The following is a 20,152-nucleotide window of genomic DNA, read 5'->3' on the forward strand; positions in this document are numbered from 1 at the left end:
CATCACAACCTTAAAAATTCTTTATCAAACTTCAATAGATTTTTTCTGGCCATTTTATTAGAATATTTGAAGAAAAATAAGCTACCTAATATATATATTGTTAAATATACAAAGTAAAATAATAAAATAAGATTACTACTCCATGGAATGAAGATTAAAGAATATAAAAAGTATAATAACGGTACTACCATTATCATTCTAGGAAAAGCTTGAATTTTACGTATGATTTTTTCTTCTTCCGTTTGTCCAACATCTCCAAAATGAGTATAATCGGTTTTAATTACAAACGTTGTTGCCATCATTTGTATCTTAGGAGCCAATGCAAATGTAAGTGCTAAAATTACTAACCCATATAAGAATAAAATATTATTAAAAATCATTATAAAAATAAAAATTCCAACAATTATTGAAGGTATAAATAAAATTATTAACATTAATTTTAATTTTGTACTATATAATTCATATGTCGTATTTCCTGAAAGTTTGTACATTAATAATTTATTTTTATCTGATCCTATTAAAAATAAATGAGGGAATTCTTCTCTCAATTCAAAAGTATGATTTATTAATATTAGTATAATAATACCTATGAATAGTAAATTTTGTATTTCTTCTGATTTTGTATGTATTAATAGATTGGAAAACACTCCAAGATAAAATGAAGATTCATATGTCAATATAGACATAGAAAAAAAGTTTGGCGAAACTATATCTCTTTTTCTTGATAATTCTATAATTTCCGCTTCCAATAAATTATTCTTGAACATCATATTATTAATATAAATAAGAATTTTGGAATAAGCATGTAAAAAATCTTTTTTGACTGTAGAATTATTTAAAGGTGCTTCTAAACCAATACTTCGAACGACCTTTAATAATATTATTATGGTAATTAATATTATTATAAATATATAAGGTTTAATAATTATATTTTCTATAATTGAATTACCAATATTTAATATAGATACACTTATTTGTTTAACAGGTTCTATTATACTTTTGATTAGTTGAGAGATAACTTCGTCGGAATAATTTTCATCCTGAAAAAACGTCATATTAACTACTTTATTTTTAATTAAAGTTAAAGGTTCTTTTAACAAATTTACTAGTTTATATCCAATCCAAAAAGATAACAGTAGAAAAATAAAGTAAAACAAAAATCTTATTAATCCAATAGGCTTTTTGATTTTATTGACATAATAATGACTAAACAATTTATTCGATAGAATAAATATAAAACTACTAATAAGAATCGTATTAAGTAAAATTACAATAGTTGTAACAAAGTCGTAATAGCATAAAAGTAATAAAAAATATATACTGAACAAACTAGTACTTTGAAATAAACTCCAAATATACAGTTCAAGCATATTGATGGAATATGCTGTATTTAAAGAAAGTGGAGCATATAATAAAATATCTGATTTCAATTTTATAGTTTGTTTATATTCAAATATCCCTTGAATAAAAAAAGAAAATATAGTTATGAAGAATATGATTGTTATTGAATTATATATATATATATTAGGGAAATAAAAATATAGTGGTATAAATGTTATAATACCTGATACTATTTTAAATAAAAAATCGGCTATGAAAATAAGGCTAAATGGTAGTTTTTTTTGGCCTATTATTCTTTTTAATATACTTGAATATTGATTTCTATATCTAACTTTTATATGAAGATACAAAAGTTTCGGAATGTTCATATAAAATATTATCCCCCAGTTATAAAAAAGAGGTTACATATAAAATGTAACCTCTTTTTTATTTTTTAGTAAGCAATTGTAGCTTTTCTACCTTTTTCTCGCCACATAGTTTTTAAGAATACTTTAACACCTTGAGCTCCTGCAGCAGCAATAAGAGAAGCTCCTCCAGTACCAAGAGCAGCAATAGCACCTGCAAGTGCTACAGCATTAGAGATAACATCTAAATAACCTAAAGCCGCAGATGCTACAGATGTAGGTATATTAAACTCTTTTACTAAGTTCATTTCAGGTAACATACCTAATAGGAAAGCATATGTACTTAATAAAACGATGCCTAAAGCAAGTAAAAAACCTAAGTTAGCTGCTTTCAATTTCACAGAATGATTCATATTTTACACCTCCTTCCGATTAATACGTTATATGTTAAAAAATGATAAAATTACCATTTATCACTTAATTAGTTTAATATTAAAACAATCGATTGTCAACACTCTTTTGAATTATATTAATAATTAGAATTTAATATAATTTAAGATTCTGGTGCAAATATATGAAAAAGAACATAGATGATAATAGATTCCGAAAGGAGTCGTATTTTATGCTATAAGTCCACACGCTCGATGGACGAACTCTTTCTGATTTTGGACAGACAGGCTCTGCAAATCAATTTGTCCTTTTTGTATCATATGCATGACTTCCAACCTACTCAATATAGAAGATACCGTCTTAAATGATTTGACTTCCAACCTAGAGCACACATGTTTTTATAAAAACATGATTTTGTTCCACTATATTATTAAGGTATCTAACTTGCCTTAGTTATATGCCCTCAGGCATATGTTTCTCTTCTTTTAAACTTTGAATTACTATAGGATAGGCAAGGTTTTTATCTATTCCATCTGCAGCTCAAACTTATGGAATACCCTTTGGGATTTGAAATTGTATTAGCAATATTTCTATGTCAGATACAGTAAGAAAAGAAATCCAAGTGGTTCTCGATCATGAAACAATTAAAATTTTAGACTGGCAAGAGTTTTATAATGAATAGTATCAATACTAGCTGGTTTAATACTGTTTTTTGTAAGGAGTAGAGTCGTATGAGATATGATATTAAAAGTTATCCTCTTATTATTTCAGCAGCATATTTAAAAGCGCCTAATCCATTTGCTAAGCCTACTATAGAGTTTATGGGGAAAATGTATTAATTAAGGGGTCTAGATGTGGTCTATATTTGGATATGAGGGATGTATCTATGCTTTAGATGCTGGCTTATATTTATATTCGAAAACTAATACTAAGTTACCAGTGGTATACTGGTAACTTAGTATAAAACTATAAGCGAATGGAGCTATTATCATGAATTTTAAAAATTCAAAGAAAAAATCGATTCCTATGTAGTAGTTGGAGGGTTGTTAGAAGGAACGGGGGGATTACTGCTAATAGTGTTTATGCGGCTGAAACAGATAATGTACAATCTGCGTCTTCTCATTAAGCGGTAGAACAAGTTGGAAATTTTAAACTTAGCCAAAGAAGCACTTGATTTTATATCTAAAGTAGTTAAAAGTGGTGCATCAATTGTTCTCTTCGGATTCCAAAAAGCAATATAAGAGCGTATTTTATCAACTTTTGCTTTTGCATCATGCTGTAGAGAGCTATACAGTTTATGCGTAACGGAATTGATTTCTGTATTAAAAGGTAAGTCTCGATAGTAACTTAAAGATTGAAATGCAAAAAAGATGGATACGGCTTCTTCTTCGGTAAATAAAATGGGGGGAAGCATGCTGCTTGTTAATACTTTATATCCTCCATTACGACCTTGTTCAGCGTAAATGGGTAATCCCATATCACTTAAATCTAAAATATATCTATGGACCGTACGAACGGAAATATTAAATTCATCAGCTATTTCTTGAGCTGTAAATGTTTTTTTCGTAGAAGCAAATATAAGAATGTCTAGTAAACGTTTTGCTTTTGACAAGGATATCACCTTTTTCTTTTTTTAACATGACATAAGTTGTCATGTTTTATGGTTAGTATAGTGCTTATAAGATGATTTTATCAATAGAAGCTGTAAGGAGGAAAAGATATGTCACGTGAAATTGTTTTATTTATTGCAGCGAGCTTAGATGGATTTATCGCGAAAGAAGATGATGATTTAGAGTGGTTAATGGAAACAGAAGGTGAGGGAGACAACGGTTATACAGAAATGTACGAAACAATTGATACGATAATTATGGGAAAGAGAACGTACGATTATGTGGTAGAACATACGGAAACATTCCCGTACCTAGATAAAAAATGTTATGTTTTTTCTAATTCAGAAAAAGGTTCAAACGAACATGTAGAGTTTGTAAATGAAGATGTATTAGAGTTTACAAAAAGGTTGAAAGAGCAGGAAGGATCTAAAATATGGATGGTCGGTGGAGGGAGTCTACTGAGAGGATTTTTTAAGAATAATTTAATTGATGAATATGTTGTTACGATTACACCTCACATATTAGGTTCTGGAGTTCCGTTATTTAAAGAAAAGAACCCGGAAATTCATTTAACTTTAACGGATACGAAACGTTTTGGGCAATTCGTAAATTTATATTATAAAGTAAAGTCCTAAAGGATAAGAAAACACGACTATTGATGATAGTCGTGTTTCTATATAGATGGCAATGAAATTGTAAAGCAAGATCCGTGATCAATTTCACTTGTGACAGTAATATTCCCGCCGTGTAGTTCTACGATTTCTTTTACGATGGAGAGCCCTAAACCAGTGCCTCCTGTAGCTCTAGAGCGCGCTTTATCAACACGGTAAAAGCGATCGAAAATGTGAGGGAGGTCTTCAGGCGGAATACCTTCTCCCTTGTCCTTAATTTTGATGGAAATATGTTTATGTTCTTCTGTAACAGAAATATTAATATGAGAATGTTCTTTTGAATGTCTATACGCGTTATTTAAAATGTTAGCCATAACTTGTTCAAAGCGTTGCTCATCTAGCTTTACTAAGAGTGAGGAAGGACATGTGAAAACAACTTTAATTTGTTTTTCTCCGTACATCACATTTATTTTTTCAGTGATGCGAGTAAGGAAGGTGTGTAAATGCACTTCCTGTACTTGAATGAAAAAGTTATGCTTTTCCATTTGAGCGAGTGAAAATAAATCTTGAACTAAGTTTGTAATATAATCAGACTCGTCTTTTATAATGGATAAGTATCGTAAACGTTGCTCTGGGGGTGTGTTTTCTTTTAATGCAATGTCAGCATAACCTCTTACGTACGTTAATGGTGTTCGTAATTCGTGAGCAACACTTGCTAGAAATTCACTTCGCTCTGTTTTCATGTAATGTAAATCATTTGCGAGAGTTTGGATAGATTGTGCTAGTTCACCAATTTCGTCATTTCGAGTAGTTGTTAATGAAACGGATAAATCGCCCTTACTCATTTTTTCAGTCGCTTGTTTCATGTGTAACAATGGTTTTGTTAACAAACGTGATAATAGAAAAATGGTGATGGCTGTTAATAGGAAAGTAATGACTCCAGCGATAATGAATTGCCGTGTGAGCCCGTTAACCATTTCTTCGATTGATTCCGTCCCGAGAAACATATATACATAGCCTTCTATGTTGCCATCTACTACAATGGGACTCACTGTACATATATAATTAGATGTTTTCCAATGATTCTCTATAATTGCTCCATCATGATCTGTTCGTGTTTGCATTCCTTCAATATGTTTTTTTATAGTAGTATTTATTTCATTGGATTTAGCTAGTATTTCCTTATTTGCATTTGTAATAATAACAGTTGTTTCAGCTTCGGATTCCATTAAAGCAACATGGGAAATTGTTTGCCTGTCAAAATATTTTTCAAGGACATCTCGGTGACTATTTCCGCGCTTTAATAAAGCTGTCATTTCTTCATTTACTCTATTGTTTACAAGGCTATAATAGAGCAAGACAAATAGAACACTTTCGATTAAAAGTGTAACAATTAGAAAATAAAATCCGAGTTGAATAGAAATTCGCTTCATCGTTTTGCTCCTTAATATAGGGTATCAATCCATCGATATCCTACTCCGTAAACAGTTTTTAAATGGTGATCAATAGGGAAATTTACTTTTCGTAATTTATCACGCAAATTACGAATATGTGAATCGACTGTTCTATCTTCTGTATTTGTATTTAATCCCCAAATTCGTTCAATGAGCTGATCACGGCTTAATACGTAGTTCACATGACGTAAAAATAATCCGAGTAAAGAGAATTCGATTGGAGTGAGAAGAAGTTCTTCATTATGGACAGAAATGAAATGCTTGGCCTCATCCCATAAAATGCCGTGATATTGGATTTGTGCATGTTGATTGGTTCGGCGTAAAACAGCTTCAATTCTTGCGAAGAGCTCCTCTTCGTGGAATGGTTTCGTCACGTAATCATCTGCTCCAAGTTTTAATCCTTGAACGACATCTACCGTTTGATCACGAGCAGTTACCATAATGATAGGAACGTTACTAAATGATCGAATTCTTTTGCACGTTTCCCACCCATCCATCTTTGGCATCATAATATCGAGTAAAATAAATTTGAAGTTTCGATTTTCTATATGTGAAATAGCTTCTTCTCCGGATACTGCACATACGCAGTTATATCCGATTGGAGTAAGATAAAGCGTTAATAATTCAAGCATTCTCGGTTCATCATCTACGAGTAGTATATCGATCATAGAGTACCTCCGCATTTGTAGTTATTACTTAAATTGTAAGTCAAAATCATGAAGAAATGGTGCAGATTATAATGCATCTGCATAATTTCTTCAGAATTGCTTGTTATTGTAAAGTTGAAATTCCATTTTAGGTAATAATATTGGCTCGAAAACGAATAATACGGAGGCGATATAGTGAAAAAGATGACCCGAATTTTTGGGATAACAATAATTGCAGCAGTCGGTCTTGCGGCATGCGGACAAACGAACACAGATCATAAAAATCATGAATCTACAGAAGAGACGAAAACAGAGCAAAAGGAGGTGGAAATGAATCAGGAGGTAACTGCGCCGAAAGAAATGAATCAAGGTGCATCGAATGATTTATTAACGACAAGTTTAAAAAATGTAACGAGATTAAATACAAATGATCCTCTGCAAATGGCAGTATTAACTTCGCAAACGATATGGCCAGCAACGCATAAAGAGAATCAGCCAGGCGCTATTATTTTAGTGCCAGTGAACGAGTGGCAATTAGGTATTGCAAGTGCGGATCTTATTCATCATCCGAATAACGGACCGATTTTATTTATAGAAAAAGAAAAGGTACCCGAAATGACGTTAAAAGAAATAAAACGATTAAATCCGCTCGGAACGAAAGATGGAACGCAAATTATGGTGATGGGGGATGTAGGGGCAGCTAGCCTAGAGCAATTAAAAGAATATAAAGTAAAGCAAATAAAAGAAACGGACCCAGCTAAATTTGCTAAAGATGTTGATAAAGAATATGCCGATATAACAGGAAATTATCCAAATAGCGTTATTATCGGTTCGTCTGAAGAAGAAGGACGTTTATATACAACACCAGCTGTAAATTGGATTTCTCATATGCCAGAACCACTTTTATATGTAGAAAAAGATAAGGTGCCAGAAGCGACAATAGAGGCATTAAAGACGAGAAAAGATAAAGCGAATATATATGTGTTAGGACCAGAAAAAATCGTTTCGAAAGAAGTAGAAAAAGAGTTAAGTAAATACGGGAAAGTAACGCGTATTAGTGGGGAGACTCCAACAGAAAATTCGGTTGCATTTGCGAAATTTAAAGATGAAAAAACGAAATTTGGCTGGGGATTCACAAAACCAGGGCACGGTTTGTCATTTGTTTCAAGCAAAACACTAGACTTAGCAATTGCGGGAGCACCCTTTTCACATATGGGTAAACATGCCCCTGTTGTTTTGCTTGAGGAAGGAAAAGCTTCACAACCAGTTTATGACTTCCTTGCTACTATTCAGCCGAAGTTTAAAGATGATCCAACACTTGGACCGTATAACCATGGTTTCCTATTAGGAAGTAGTAGTGATATTTCATTTGAAACACAAGGTATATTGGATGAGAGGTTAGAAATTGTTCAGGAAAGTGGTCAAGGTCACGGTGGCCATTAATGAAATGAGAAAAGACGCTGCTAAGGTAGCGTCTTTTCTTTAGGAAACTTTTACATAGCACAACATCCTTTGCTCGTTATATAATAGCCTTCGTGCAGTCGGCCTTGATTTTCTTATGGAGAAAATCAAATGATAAAAGAGTGGAGGAGTGTTACTTTGTTTCAAACTATAAAAAATGAATGGTTCTCAAATATGAGAGGGGACGTACTATCAGGAATTGTCGTTGCTTTAGCATTAATTCCTGAAGCGATAGCTTTTTCTGTTATTGCAGGTGTAGATCCGACGGTTGGATTGTACGCGGCCTTTTGTATTGCGGTTACAATTTCGTTTGTCGGCGGAAGACCAGGGATGATCTCGGCGGCAACGGGTGCGATGGCATTATTAATGGTCACTCTTGTGAAGGATCACGGTTTGCAATATTTATTTGCTGTGACAATAGTAACAGGTATTGTTCAAATTATTTTTGGAGTGTTCAAGCTGAGCTCATTTATGAAGTTTGTTCCTAAATCCGTTATGAGTGGTTTTTTAAATTCACTTGGAATTTTAGTTTTTACAGCGCAATTGCCGCATTTTAAAAATGCAACTTGGCAAATGTATGCACTTGTCGCATTAGGACTTGCAATTATATATTTATTTCCACGTATTACGACGGCTGTTCCGTCTACACTTATTTCAATTATTATTGTGACAAGCATTGCACTTATGAGCGGATTACAGTTAAAAACAGTAGGGGATATGGGAAGCTTACCGAAAGAATTACCATTCTTTAGTATTCCTGATGTTCCATTTACACTTGAGACATTAGCAATTATTTTACCGTATTCAGTTATGCTAGCGGTTATAGGTTTACTAGAGTCATTATTAACGGCGTCGGTTTTAGACGATATGACACATACGGAAAGTAATAAGCATAAAGAGGCACGTGGACAAGGGATTGCGAACGTTGTTGCTGGTTTCTTCGGAGGAATGGCAGGATGTGCAATGATTGGACAATCTGTTATTAACATTAAATCAGGTGGTCGCGGGAGATTATCGACGTTTGTAGCCGGTGGTTTTTTAATCGTATTGCTATTTGTTTTAGGTGATTACGTTGTTCATATTCCGATGGCAGCTTTAGTTGCAGTTATGATTATGGTTTCGATTGGGACGTTTGATTGGAACTCTGTAGCGACGATTCATAAAGTACCAAAAGGAAACGCATTTGTTATGATCGTAACAGTTGTGATTGTCCTAATTACACATAATTTAGGATTAGGTGTAATTATCGGAACGATAATTAGTGCAGTTTTATTTGCATTCAATATGGCAAAGATTCACGTGAAACATTTGTATATTGAAAATAAGAAAATATACGAAATTCACGGCCAACTATTCTTCGCATCTACGGCAGAGTATATAAATGCTTTTTCATACAATGAAAATGTGAAAGAAATTGAGATGAACTTTACTAACGCACACGTATGGGATGATTCAGCAGTAGCGGCAATTGATAAAGTTATCATGAAATATGAACAGAACGGTGTGAAAGTAAGGATCACAGGGTTAAATGAACGTAGCTCGAGGCTCGTTGCGAATTTAGCTACTTATAATAAGAGAATTGCTAGTTAGAAGCCTCCTTTTTAGGGGGCTTTATTATATAATACGGGTAGGATAACGAAAAGGGGATTCAGCATATGTACAAACAAATTTTATTAGCATGCGATGGTTCTGAACATGCACTTCGAGCAGCCGAGCATGCAACATATATTGCGAAATTTAGCGAAGAAACACATGTTGAAGTTGTGTACGTAGTAGATAATAGAACGGCAAAGTCAGATATTATACAAGGACAAACGGATTTAGAAACAATATCAGCTAGTCGAAAAGATAAATTAAAAGAGATTGAGGGTTTATTAAAGAAAGAGAACATTTCCTACAAAATTACGATTCTACATGGCGATCCAGGAGATACGATTGTTCAATATGTAAATACAGGAGATATAGATCTTATTATTGCTGGGAGTAGAGGGCTAAATACACTGCAAGAGATGGTGCTTGGTAGTGTAAGTCATAAAATAGCAAAGCGTGTGAAATGCCCGGTGATGATTATAAAGTGAAGCTTTAATCAGTGGGGGTCTTACTGCCCGGCGAATAGCGGGATAAAATAAGTTGAGTGAGATATTATGTAGTGTAAGCAGGACCTTGATATAATTCGAGGTCTTTTTTGATGTATAGAGGGGGGAGATTATGGAAATACTAGATATAAGTTTAAAGGGAAATCGTTAACTTACAAATTTGTAAGTTTGTTGTCAGAAAAATCGATGTTATGAAATTTTTCCCATTGGTAAAATAAGAGTATCAAAGGGGAGATAGGGAGGATGGAAGTAATGAAATCATTGCAAAATTTATCATATAGTCAAGGGGTAAGCTTAATTTGTTTAGGCGGATTTGCTGCATCTGTTACGTTAGCTATTTTAATAAAAATGGTTCATCAAATCTTTTAATTTTAGAGTAGGGAAGGAATTGGTTGTTATTAATAGCAAGAGAAGTATTATAAATAAAAAATAGCTCCTAGCATGTATCTTAGTGCTAGGAGCTATTTTCTTATTTCTCTGTTTCTGCTTTATCGCTTGTTACGCTAACGTTACCCCATTTATATTGATCTTCTGGTGTATATTTATAGTCTTTTACGCGGTTGTTTACACCTTTTAAATCGAATTTATAATGAAGTGGAATTAATGGTACTTCATCATGAATTAATTTTTGCCATTTATCATAGACGTCTTTACGATACTTTTCATCAGCAGCCGCTGGAGAAATACCCTGTTTTAATAATTCATTATTTTTGTCATTAGACCAACGCGTGTAATTGAACGATGCATTTTTAGCCCAAATACCAGAAGGGTCTGGGTCAGATGCAGTTCCCCAAGCTCCAGAGAAAATATCAACTTTTGGATCATCCTTTTTAATCATATCGTAGAATGAGTTAAATTCATGTAAGCGACCATCAAGAAGCTCTACTTTTAGGCCGATGTCTTTCCAAGATTGAATAAAGAATTTTGCGAGTGGTTCACTTACATCGCTACCACTCATTGATAAGAAATTAGCTTTAAATTCTTTACCATTCGGATCTTCACGGAATCCATCTCCGTTCGTATCTTTATAGCCAGCTTCATCTAATAACTTTTTAGCTTTCTCTACATCTTTATCATAAGAACCAACTTTATTGTTGTGATATTTTGGTAGAGATGGTGGGATTGGTGAGTTAGCCGGATAACGTAGGCCATGATATAATTTTTCACCAATTTCTTTTCGATCAATAGCATACGCCATTGCTTGACGTACACGAACATCTTTAAATTTATCTTTATCCATGACTACTTCTTCTTTTTCTTTATCCATATGCCCTAATTTAAAGCCGATATAACTATAGTATAAATCGGTTTTGCCGAGTAATTGTGCATTTTTTAATTGACTTACATTTGGATATTGATCTGCACTTACTTCAGCAATGTCAATATCGCCGTTTTTTAAGGATGCGTTAACAACGGAAGGATTGACAACTTTTAAAACCATGCTTTTCAGTTTTGGCTTTCCACCATAATAGTCATCAAAACGTTCAAATTCAACGGATTCCCCTGGCGTAATTTTCTTCACTTTAAAAGGCCCAAAGCCAATTGGATTTTTACGGATTTTATCAGATTCTGCTAATTTATCGATTGGTACATCTCCTAAGTATTTCTTATGGAGAGGGTATGTCCAAAGTCCTGTTTTCACTGAAGGGTTTGGTTCTTTAAATGTAATAGAAATTGTTTTTGGATCCGTTACCTTTATACCTGAAATTTTTTCGGATTTTCCATTATGGTAATCTTCCATACCTTCAATCATTTGCATTTGAGAGTCATAGCGAGAACCAGCATATAGTTTGCTACCGATCATCAGGTAAGAATATTCTAAATCTTCAGCAGTAACAGGGTTCCCATCATGCCATTTTACATTATCTTTAATTTTTAGTGTAATTGTCTTTTTATCTTCAGAAAGTTCATATGTAGCAGCTCCATCATTAGTGTATTCCCAGTTTTTATCATTTGATAATAAAGATTCATCGAAAATTGTAAGGACTTGATTATCAGGATCTCCCTCATATACAGCGAAGTTTAAAAGGCCTTCAAATGGTGTGTTAGAAACAAGACCATATGTTAATGAACCATCTTTAATTTCTTTTTTGTCATTTTTAACAGTTGTACTAAATTTATTTGTATCTACTTTTTTTGTGCTGCTAGTTTTTTCACTACCCCCACTGCCCCCACATGCTGAAAGTAGTAATGTTGAAACTGCAAGTGTACTTAATACTTTGAAAAAATTTGGTTTATTCGTCATCTTCTCCACCCCTTATCCTTTTCTCTGTCTTGCATCAGCCGAGCGGCGTAGCGCTTGGCCAATAAAATTTATACACAGCATCAATGTTAAAATCATGATTGATGCGGGTAACCAAATCCACCATTTCTCTTGTAATACATCTGGGTTTCTAGCATAACTAACAAGTGTACCAAGGCTTGGTGTACTTTCTGGTAGACCGAACCCTAAGAAAGTTAGACCAGATTCAATGCCGATGTTTCCAGCAAGATTTAATGTAACACTGACAATGATAATTGAGCTTAAGTTAGGTAGTACTTGAAAAAGAATGATTTTCCAGTTTGGTGTTCCTAATGTTTTTGATGCAGAGACATAATCGAGTTCTTTTTCAGTTAATACTTTTGAGCGAATTAATCTTGCCTTTCCTGTCCATAAGAAAACGGTCATAATTAAAATGAAAGTAAAAATGTTGAATGTAGGAACAAGTGTAATAAAAACAATTACAAGCATTAAAAATGGTAAAACCATGACAAAATCGATAACGCGCATAATGATATTATCAATAGTTCCTCCAAAATAACCGGCAATTAATCCAATTGAAAGACCAATCAAACAAGAAAGAATAGTAATAGCTAGTCCAATTGTAAATGAGTTACGTGTACCAATAATAAGTTGGCCGAAAATATCGCGTCCTCCGTAATCTGTTCCTAACCAATGTTCAGCAGAGGGAGGGGCATAAATGGCGAATAAATCAACTCGTACAATATCTTCTTGTTTCATAATAAAAGATGCTGCGTATACCGCTAGTAATAAGATTGCTAGGAAAAAAAGTGAAAACATTGCTAATTTATCTTTGCGAAGTTCTCGCCACATAATAGAGAAACCAGAAGGACTTTTTTCGTAATGAATAACTTCAGTTTGTTTTTTAGGGTTTGCTAACATTAAAAACCCTCCTTTCTTTAATCAATACGAATACGTGGATCAACGATGCTTAGAATAATATCTGAAAGGAGAGTTCCAAGTAGCGTTGCAAATCCAGTAAACATAACGAGTGCAGTTATTACACTAAAATCGCGTTGAGAGATAGATTGTATAAATAGTTGTCCAATCCCTGGATAACTAAAGATACTTTCCAAGAAGATGGCACCACCAACTAATCCTGTAATTTCATAACCTAAGAAGGCTGCAATTGGTAAGAATGAATTTCGTAAAATATGTCTAGAATAGACTTTTGATTCTGGAACACCCTTTGCTCTTACTGTACGTACAAAATCTTTATGTTTCGTATCGATAATTTCGCTTCGTAAATATTGAACAGTACCAACTGTCGCAATTAATGCGCCGGATAAAGCTGGTAATAGCATGTGATTGAATTTGCTTAAATAGTAAGCAAATGTACCTGTTGCAACTTGAGGATCTACGCTACCGCCAGTCGGAAACAGAGCAAACTTAAATCCGAAAAGGAAGAGCATAATTAGTGCAAATATAAATAGCGGTGTAGCAAAACCTAGATAGTTGTAAATGGTAATGAGTCGATCAGCCCAGGTGTCATTCCAACGCCCACTTATAACTCCCAGTGGAATGGCAATTAAGTAAGTAAGAATAAGAATAACAAGTGCTAAAGATACTGTGTTTCCAAGTCGTTCACCAATTAAGTCGGTTACTTTCATTTTATGTGCATAGGAAATACCGAAGTCACCTTGGACGGCATTTTTAATCCAGCGTACATATTGTGTTGTAACCGGGTCATTTAATCCTAGCTTTTCACGTTGTTCTTCAATGACTTTTGGATCTGCTTTTGGGTTATTCATTGCTCTACCGGTTAAGGCATCGCCTGGCATTGCTTTAGCTAGTAGAAAGACTAGTATACTTAACACGAATAATTGCGGGATCATCACTAAAAATCTCCGTAATATAAATTTCCACATGTTTTATCACTCCCTTAAGGTAATGCCACCCGGTGAGTTGGCGAGATTGGTTTTAAATCGTAAGCACGACCGTTTTCATTGAAATACTTTTCGTATGATTTTTCGTACTCAGAACTTACTTGTTGACGTAATTTACGTTGTTGTTCGCGGTTTTCTGGACGAATATCAGGAATAGCTGATATTAGGCGTTTCGTATAGATGTGCTGTGGATTATTATAAATTTCTGCACTAGTTGCTTCTTCGACAATGCGCCCGCGATACATTACACCGATGCGATCACACATATGACGAATTACGCCTAAATCGTGACTTATGAATAGGTACGTTAATCCAAGTTCAGATTGTAAATCTTGTAAGAAGTTTAAAACTTGCGCTTGTACCGACACGTCAAGTGCAGATACTGGTTCATCCGCGATAATAAGTTTTGGTTTTAATGTAAGAGCGCGTGCAATACCAATTCGCTGTCTCTGTCCACCGGAAAATTCATGTGGGTATTTATAAATAGACTCTGGATTTAACCCAACTTTATCAAGGTATTCTTGAACTGCTCGACGCTCTTCATCGGGTGAGAGCTTTTCAAAATTCCGAAGTGGTTCGGCAATAATATCGATAACACGTTTCTTGGGATTCAATGATGAATACGGATCTTGGAAAATCATTTGGATATCTTTTCGTTGTTCTCTTAACTCAGAGCGACTTAATTTCGTTAAATCTCTATTATTAAAATGAATGTTACCGCCTGTAGCTTTCGTTAAGTGCATAATTGCTTTACCAGTTGTTGATTTGCCGCTACCTGATTCACCAACGATTCCATATGTTTCACCAGGCTGCAATTCAAAACTTACGCCATCAACTGCTCGTACGTAATCTAATGTACGTCCGAAGAAACCACCCTTAATTGGAAAGTGTACTTTTAAATCTTCTACTTTAAGCAGTGCCATGAGTTACGTCATCTCCTTTCTTATGTTGGAAGTTGAAGTGCTTGTAGCAAGTACAACGTACCCAATGGTCTGGTTTTACTTCATGTAAAACAGGATTTTCCTCATGTTGATCTGGTCTAACCCAAGGGATTCGGGCTTGGAATCGACATCCAGTGCGAGGAAGCTGCGCTAACGAAGGAACCACGCCTTGAATTACATGCAATTTTTCTTTTTCCGCATACGCAGATGGAATTGAGTTTAATAGAGAACGAGTATATGGGTGAAGCGGGTTATTAAAAATCTCTTCTACTGTTCCTGTTTCTACAACTTGTCCTGCATACATAACGACAATACGATCAGCTGTTTCGGCAACAACGCTTAAATCATGTGTAATTAAAATGATGCCCATTTTCGTTTGTTCTTGAATAGATTTTAGTAAGTCTAAAATTTGTGCTTGGATGGTTACGTCAAGAGCCGTTGTTGGCTCATCCGCAATAATGAGTGCTGGGTTACAAGCAATCGCAATCGCGATAACAATTCTTTGTCTCATTCCGCCAGATAATTCGTGAGGGTATTGTTTATATGTAAGTTCTGGTTTTGGAATACCAACTTGATGGAGTAGTTCTAAGGTGCGTTCTTTCTTTTCTGCTTTCGAAAGGTTTGTGTGGTAGTCTAAGTTTTCTTCGATTTGTTTTCCAACTGTCATAAGAGGATCGAGTGCTGTAAGAGGTTCCTGGAAAATCATACCGATGTTTGATCCGCGTACTTTATTCATCTCTGCGGTCGACATAGTAAGTAAATCCTTATCTCTATAGTTAAGTTGCCCTTGTAATTTTGTATTTGCTTCATTATGCAGTCGCATAATGGAAAGGGCAAGTGCACTTTTTCCGCAACCGGATTCACCAACTATCGCGACAATTTCATTTTCATGGACAGTTAACGAAACGTTATCAACTGCTGCATGATATTGATCTTGTATGCGAAAGGAAGTCTGTAAGTTTTCAATGCGAAGAAGTGGATTCTTCATGGTTATCCCTCCATCTTTTCTGAAAAGACTAAATATTTAGTATGTTGTTGTTATTTTAATATAAAGTGACAATGTTTGACAAGAGTAAATATTCAAAAATCTTTTTATATAGAGATGAGATGCAGTAATATAAGGATAAAAACCCTTTTAAAACGCTCACAATTATGGGGTGGATTGATAAATTATTTGTAATAAAAAAGTAGTATATGTAGAAAAAAGAGAGGTGTTCTGGAAAGAACTGTCTCTCTTTTTTTTGTAAGTATAATATTATTGTTTAAGCTTGTTTTTGTTTTGTAGATCCTGTATTTAAAGTAAGAGCAAGGAAGAACATTGCAAGCACACAAGAAGCAAGGAGCAAAATGAATCCGCCGTCCCATCCGAATCCATCTACAATAAAGCCCATAGCTGCGCTAGCAAAAGTAGCTCCCCCTAGGTAACCGAAGAACCCGGTTAACCCAGCGGCAGTTCCAGCAGCTTTCTTTGGTGCTAAGTCAAGAGCGTGTAGGCCAATTAACATAACAGGTCCGTAAATTAAAAATCCAATGGAAACAAGTGCGATACTATCAATGATTGGATGCCCAGCAGGATTTAGCCAGTAAACAAGAACGGCAATGAATACACCGACCATAAATAGAATGCCAGCAGGTGCGCGGCGCCCTTTAAATAGTTTATCACTCATCCATCCGCAAAGAAGTGTACCTGGAATACCAGCCCATTCGTATAGAGCATAAGCTGTACGTGAGCTACTGTGAGTAAAGCTTTTTTCTTCTACTAAATAAGTAGGAGCCCAGTCTACAACGCCGTAACGAACGAAATAAACAAAGACGTTAGCGATAGCGATGTACCATAAAAACTTATTGTTTAATATGTATGTAAATAAAATTTCCTTTACCGAAAGTTCGCGTTCACGGTCCGCTACTTTTTCATCTGATGGATATTCCCCAGTATGTTCTTCAATAGAAGGTAATCCGCAAGATTGAGGTGTATCTCTCATCGTAATTAATACATAAATCCCCACTAAAATTGAAAGAATACCTGGGAAGTAAAATATACTTTTCCAGTCATTTGCAAAGAAATATAAGCCTAATGTAACGAGAGAAGGCATAAGCGCGCCGCCGACATTATGAGCGACGTTCCAAATAGACATTTTTGTACCACGTTCACTAACGGAGAACCAGTGAACCATCGTACGACCACAAGGAGGCCATCCCATACCTTGTACCCATCCATTTAAAAACTGAAGTACAAACATAAGTATAATGCTCGTTGTAATGAAAGAAAATGAGCCGAAAATAATATTAATGATACCGGATAAAAATAGCCCAGCTGCTAAAAAGTAGCGAGGATTACAACGATCGGATACGATACCCATAAGAAATTTACTTAATCCGTAAGCGATAGATACTGCTGAAAGGATAACCCCAAGTTCCCCTTTACTAAAGCCTTGTTCGATTAAGTATGGCATTGCGAGTGAAAAGTTTTTTCGAACAAAGTAGTAACCCGCATAACCGATGAAGATGCCTAAGAATACTTGCAAACGCAATTTGCGGTATTCGCTATCAGTGCGATCAGCTGGTAAGCGTTCTGCGTGGGGCGCAGGTTTAAATAATTGTGTGAAAAACATAAAATGAAAATCCTCCCCTAATTAATTGGAAGCGTTTTAAGACAGAGAGAATACAAAAAGGCTATGAAATATAAAAAAGTTCCCTTTTTTATGATTCATAGCCATATACTCCGATTCTCCGTGACTGTCAATATTAACTTCGACGAAAATTATACAACTTTGTGACAAGAATGTAAACGTTTTTATAAAGAAAGTTGTTGACGTATTTTGTTTGTGGGATTAATATTTAAATACGTTAAATATTTTATTGCTTAAATAAGAGGTGGATAACATGCCAAATGATATGACTCATATTGATAAGATTCAAGCTCTTACATTCGCTATAGGAAAGAAAATGCAAACAGAGCTATTAGAACAAATGCAAGCATCAGGACTTACACCACCGCAGTTTTATATTTTAAAGATTTTAGATCATTACGGAGCTTCAAGAGCGACACAATTGGCGGAGAAAATGTACGTGAAACCGAGCGCGATTACAGTAATGACTGATCGTTTAATTGATCATGGGTTAGTAGAGCGCTATCACGACGATAATGATCGCCGCGTTGTTGTCATTGAGCTAACGAAGAAGGGGAAAACTACAGTAGAAGAAGCGATGGCGGCTCGTAATGAGCATATTGCAAAATACTTCTCACACTTAGAATTACAAGAGAGGGAAGATTTGTTGCGCCTCTTTGAAAAGCTAGAAACAATTATTTGCGGGAAACCAGAGAAAAAAGAGAAAAAAGAGAAAAACTAAGAGGAATTGAGGAGATTACATGGAGCAACAAGAAAATCAGAATAGAAAGTTGTTGTTAATCGGTTTAGTAATCGCAATGCTATTTGCTGCATTGGACGGAACAATCGTTGGTACAGCAATGCCGCGTATCGTCGGTGAACTAGGTGGATTAAGTTTAATGACATGGTTAACAACAGCGTACATGTTAACATCAACAACGGTTGTACCGATTGCAGGTAAATTAGCGGATTTACTTGGGCGTCGTAACGTATATATAGCAGGATTAATTATCTTTATGGTTGGTTCAGCGTTATGTGGTATGGCAAACGGTATGACAGAATTAATTATTTTCCGTGGTATTCAAGGTCTTGGTGGCGGTATTATGATGCCAATGGCTATGATTATTATCGGAGATATGTTCACGGGAAAAGAACGTGCTAAATGGCAAGGTATTTTTGGAGCTCTATACGGTCTTGCCTCTGTAATTGGACCACAAGTTGGTGGTTGGATTGTAGACGCAGTGAACTGGAGATGGGTATTCTATATTAACTTACCAGTTGGTATTTTAGCGACAATCTTCATTGCAATGGGATTAAAAGCACATAAACAAACAGGACCAATTAAAATTGATATCGCTGGAATCTTCACGATGATTCTCGGTGTTGTAAGTTTATTACTTGCGTTAACGTTTGGCGGGAAAGATTATGCATGGGGTTCTTGGCAAATTATCGGGTTATTTGCACTAGCTGCCATTGGTATTGTTAGCTTTGTTATCGTTGAAACGAAGGCTGAAGAACCAATTTTACCGATGCACTTCTTTAAAAACCGTACATTTACACTACTGAATGCGATCGGTTTCTTTATGAGTATCGGAATGTTTGGAGCAATTATGTTCGTACCGTTCTTTATGCAAGGAATTGTAGGCGTAAGTGCTGCTGAATCAGGAACGATTATGACACCGATGATGATTACAATGATCGTTATGAGTATTATCGGTGGTCAGCTGGTATTAAAAATTGGTGTGAAACCACAAATTATTACAGGGATGCTTATTATGGCTAGTGGTTTCTGGTTATTAACAACGATGGATATGCATACAACTAAGCTTACCGCTACTTCTTATATGATGGTTATCGGTTTAGGAATGGGTCTTGTTATGCCGATATTAACATTAGCATTACAAGAAAGCTTCCCGAAAAAAGATCTTGGCGTTGTAACATCATCAAGTCAATTCTTCCGTCAAATCGGTGGAACGTTTGGGATTACAATTTTAGGATCAATTATGAATAACACTTCAGGCACAACGTTAACAAATAAATTAGTACCTGTATTAGACACATTCCCAAAAGAAGCGGGACAAATGGTAACAAAATTTAAAGATATGATTCATACAGATCCACAAAGTTTATATTCTATGCTATTTAGTCCAGAGGCATTAAAACAAATGCCAGAAGCATTTTCTAATAGCATCGTACCAATTTTGAAAAGCTCTTTAGTGGACTCACTTCATACTGTATTCTTAACAGGATTGGTATTTATCGTAGTAGGTGCTATCTTTACGATTTTCTTACAGAAAATTAAACTGTCTGATCGTAAAAAAGATGCTGAAGAGCCTGCTGTAGAAGAAAAGGAAAAAACTGTATCATATTCGTAATAAAAAAGCATCGCCTTATGGCGATGCTTTTTTTGAGTATAACCTTAAAAGCTTTTTAGTTAGAAATGATTGACGTATTTTTATAAATGCGTTATATTATTTTCTG

The 20,152-nt window shown here is 34.9% G+C and carries 17 protein-coding genes and 2 pseudogenes; 7 read left to right on the forward strand and 12 right to left on the reverse strand.

The features are described from left to right. Positions 1 to 2: 2 nt before the first annotated feature. The 4 genes and pseudogenes from MHH66_RS03365 to MHH66_RS03380 form a co-directional block, all read right to left on the reverse strand. Positions 3 to 1,100: a hypothetical protein gene (locus tag MHH66_RS03365; RefSeq protein WP_340866683.1), complete on the reverse strand. Its 1,098-nt coding sequence runs from the start codon at positions 1,098 to 1,100 to the stop codon at positions 3 to 5. 674 nt (positions 1,101 to 1,774) lie between these two features. Further along, positions 1,775 to 2,098, reverse strand: a complete 324-nt coding sequence (locus tag MHH66_RS03370) for a circular bacteriocin, circularin A/uberolysin family (RefSeq protein ID WP_001016783.1) — start codon at positions 2,096 to 2,098, stop codon at positions 1,775 to 1,777. Between the two features lie 207 nt (positions 2,099 to 2,305). Next, positions 2,306 to 2,603 (reverse strand): annotated as a pseudogene (locus MHH66_RS03375) (DDE-type integrase/transposase/recombinase); the annotation flags it as partial. 664 nt (positions 2,604 to 3,267) lie between these two features. Further along, a pseudogene (locus tag MHH66_RS03380) lies at positions 3,268 to 3,730 on the reverse strand (helix-turn-helix transcriptional regulator); the annotation flags it as partial. A 65-nt stretch (positions 3,731 to 3,795) separates the two neighbouring features. Between MHH66_RS03380 and MHH66_RS03385 the strand changes: the two are divergent. Further along, positions 3,796 to 4,320, forward strand: a complete 525-nt coding sequence (locus MHH66_RS03385; RefSeq protein ID WP_002010525.1) for a dihydrofolate reductase family protein — start codon at positions 3,796 to 3,798, stop codon at positions 4,318 to 4,320. A 38-nt stretch (positions 4,321 to 4,358) separates the two neighbouring features. Here the strand turns inward: MHH66_RS03385 and MHH66_RS03390 are convergent, their stop codons facing one another. Further along, the gene (locus tag MHH66_RS03390; RefSeq protein WP_078185082.1) at positions 4,359 to 5,729 is read right to left on the reverse strand and encodes a sensor histidine kinase; all 1,371 of its coding nucleotides are present in this window, start codon (positions 5,727 to 5,729) and stop codon (positions 4,359 to 4,361) included. A gap of 11 nt (positions 5,730 to 5,740) precedes the next feature. Then, on the reverse strand, positions 5,741 to 6,418 hold the full coding sequence (locus MHH66_RS03395; RefSeq protein ID WP_078185081.1) for a response regulator transcription factor: 678 nt from the start codon (positions 6,416 to 6,418) through the stop codon (positions 5,741 to 5,743). 174 nt (positions 6,419 to 6,592) lie between these two features. On the opposite strand from MHH66_RS03395, the gene MHH66_RS03400 reads away from it, so the two are divergent. The 4 genes from MHH66_RS03400 (at position 6,593) to MHH66_RS03415 (ending at position 10,323) form a co-directional block, all read left to right on the forward strand. Continuing rightward, entirely contained in the window at positions 6,593 to 7,840 is a 1,248-nt protein-coding gene (locus MHH66_RS03400; protein WP_078185080.1) for a cell wall-binding repeat-containing protein, read from the forward strand. A 156-nt stretch (positions 7,841 to 7,996) separates the two neighbouring features. Then, a complete protein-coding gene (locus MHH66_RS03405) occupies positions 7,997 to 9,448 on the forward strand; it encodes a SulP family inorganic anion transporter (RefSeq protein ID WP_078185083.1) in 1,452 nt (483 codons plus the stop codon). Between the two features lie 65 nt (positions 9,449 to 9,513). Then, positions 9,514 to 9,936 (forward strand): universal stress protein, encoded by a 423-nt coding sequence (locus MHH66_RS03410; protein WP_002140377.1) that lies wholly within the window; start codon positions 9,514 to 9,516, stop codon positions 9,934 to 9,936. Positions 9,937 to 10,197: 261 nt separating this feature from the next. Beyond that, on the forward strand, positions 10,198 to 10,323 hold the full coding sequence (locus MHH66_RS03415) for a DUF4027 family protein (RefSeq protein ID WP_000453509.1): 126 nt from the start codon (positions 10,198 to 10,200) through the stop codon (positions 10,321 to 10,323). Between the two features lie 100 nt (positions 10,324 to 10,423). Here MHH66_RS03415 and opp4A read toward each other — a convergent pair whose 3' ends face one another. From opp4A to glpT, 6 genes are all read right to left on the reverse strand, one after another. After that, positions 10,424 to 12,199 carry an oligopeptide ABC transporter substrate-binding protein gene (opp4A, locus tag MHH66_RS03420; RefSeq protein ID WP_078185079.1) on the reverse strand — a complete coding sequence of 592 codons (1,776 nt, stop codon included), beginning with the start codon at positions 12,197 to 12,199 and terminating at the stop codon, positions 10,424 to 10,426. A 12-nt stretch (positions 12,200 to 12,211) separates the two neighbouring features. Further along, positions 12,212 to 13,117: an ABC transporter permease gene (locus MHH66_RS03425; RefSeq protein WP_002140379.1), complete on the reverse strand. Its 906-nt coding sequence runs from the start codon at positions 13,115 to 13,117 to the stop codon at positions 12,212 to 12,214. 17 nt (positions 13,118 to 13,134) lie between these two features. Further along, positions 13,135 to 14,103 carry an oligopeptide ABC transporter permease gene (gene opp4B, locus MHH66_RS03430; RefSeq protein ID WP_012260312.1) on the reverse strand — a complete coding sequence of 323 codons (969 nt, stop codon included), beginning with the start codon at positions 14,101 to 14,103 and terminating at the stop codon, positions 13,135 to 13,137. 14 nt (positions 14,104 to 14,117) lie between these two features. After that, complete coding sequence (locus tag MHH66_RS03435) at positions 14,118 to 15,044, reverse strand: ABC transporter ATP-binding protein (RefSeq protein WP_002090938.1); 927 nt, start codon at positions 15,042 to 15,044, stop codon at positions 14,118 to 14,120. After that, entirely contained in the window at positions 15,031 to 16,050 is a 1,020-nt protein-coding gene (locus tag MHH66_RS03440) for an ABC transporter ATP-binding protein (protein WP_078185078.1), read from the reverse strand. Before MHH66_RS03440 ends, MHH66_RS03435 begins: the two co-directional genes overlap by 14 nt. Before the next feature lie 274 nt (positions 16,051 to 16,324). After that, positions 16,325 to 17,674: a glycerol-3-phosphate transporter gene (gene glpT, locus MHH66_RS03445; RefSeq protein WP_002090935.1), complete on the reverse strand. Its 1,350-nt coding sequence runs from the start codon at positions 17,672 to 17,674 to the stop codon at positions 16,325 to 16,327. A 271-nt stretch (positions 17,675 to 17,945) separates the two neighbouring features. On the opposite strand from glpT, the gene MHH66_RS03450 reads away from it, so the two are divergent. Next, positions 17,946 to 18,413, forward strand: a complete 468-nt coding sequence (locus MHH66_RS03450; protein WP_002140385.1) for a MarR family winged helix-turn-helix transcriptional regulator — start codon at positions 17,946 to 17,948, stop codon at positions 18,411 to 18,413. A 19-nt stretch (positions 18,414 to 18,432) separates the two neighbouring features. After that, on the forward strand, positions 18,433 to 20,046 hold the full coding sequence (locus MHH66_RS03455; RefSeq protein ID WP_044444494.1) for an MDR family MFS transporter: 1,614 nt from the start codon (positions 18,433 to 18,435) through the stop codon (positions 20,044 to 20,046). Positions 20,047 to 20,152 lie beyond the last annotated feature (106 nt).

The sequence above is a fragment of the Bacillus sp. FSL H8-0492 genome, assembly GCF_038006145.1.
GTDB lineage: Bacteria > Bacillota > Bacilli > Bacillales > Bacillaceae_G > Bacillus_A > Bacillus_A mycoides.

What these genes read in the sequence shown, in the direction of transcription:
- MHH66_RS03370 (WP_001016783.1), bottom strand. Translation starts at nt 2,098, where the DNA reads ATGAATCATTCTGTGAAATTGAAAGCAGCTAACTTAGGTTTTTTACTT.
- MHH66_RS03385 (WP_002010525.1), top strand. Translation starts at nt 3,796, where the DNA reads ATGTCACGTGAAATTGTTTTATTTATTGCAGCGAGCTTAGATGGATTT.
- MHH66_RS03390 (WP_078185082.1), bottom strand. Translation starts at nt 5,729, where the DNA reads ATGAAGCGAATTTCTATTCAACTCGGATTTTATTTTCTAATTGTTACA.
- MHH66_RS03395 (WP_078185081.1), bottom strand. Translation starts at nt 6,418, where the DNA reads ATGATCGATATACTACTCGTAGATGATGAACCGAGAATGCTTGAATTA.
- MHH66_RS03410 (WP_002140377.1), top strand. Translation starts at nt 9,514, where the DNA reads ATGTACAAACAAATTTTATTAGCATGCGATGGTTCTGAACATGCACTT.
- MHH66_RS03415 (WP_000453509.1), top strand. Translation starts at nt 10,198, where the DNA reads ATGGAAGTAATGAAATCATTGCAAAATTTATCATATAGTCAAGGGGTA.
- opp4A (WP_078185079.1), bottom strand. Translation starts at nt 12,199, where the DNA reads ATGACGAATAAACCAAATTTTTTCAAAGTATTAAGTACACTTGCAGTT.
- MHH66_RS03425 (WP_002140379.1), bottom strand. Translation starts at nt 13,117, where the DNA reads ATGTTAGCAAACCCTAAAAAACAAACTGAAGTTATTCATTACGAAAAA.
- opp4B (WP_012260312.1), bottom strand. Translation starts at nt 14,103, where the DNA reads ATGTGGAAATTTATATTACGGAGATTTTTAGTGATGATCCCGCAATTA.
- MHH66_RS03435 (WP_002090938.1), bottom strand. Translation starts at nt 15,044, where the DNA reads ATGGCACTGCTTAAAGTAGAAGATTTAAAAGTACACTTTCCAATTAAG.
- MHH66_RS03440 (WP_078185078.1), bottom strand. Translation starts at nt 16,050, where the DNA reads ATGAAGAATCCACTTCTTCGCATTGAAAACTTACAGACTTCCTTTCGC.
- glpT (WP_002090935.1), bottom strand. Translation starts at nt 17,674, where the DNA reads ATGTTTTTCACACAATTATTTAAACCTGCGCCCCACGCAGAACGCTTA.
- MHH66_RS03450 (WP_002140385.1), top strand. Translation starts at nt 17,946, where the DNA reads ATGCCAAATGATATGACTCATATTGATAAGATTCAAGCTCTTACATTC.
- MHH66_RS03455 (WP_044444494.1), top strand. Translation starts at nt 18,433, where the DNA reads ATGGAGCAACAAGAAAATCAGAATAGAAAGTTGTTGTTAATCGGTTTA.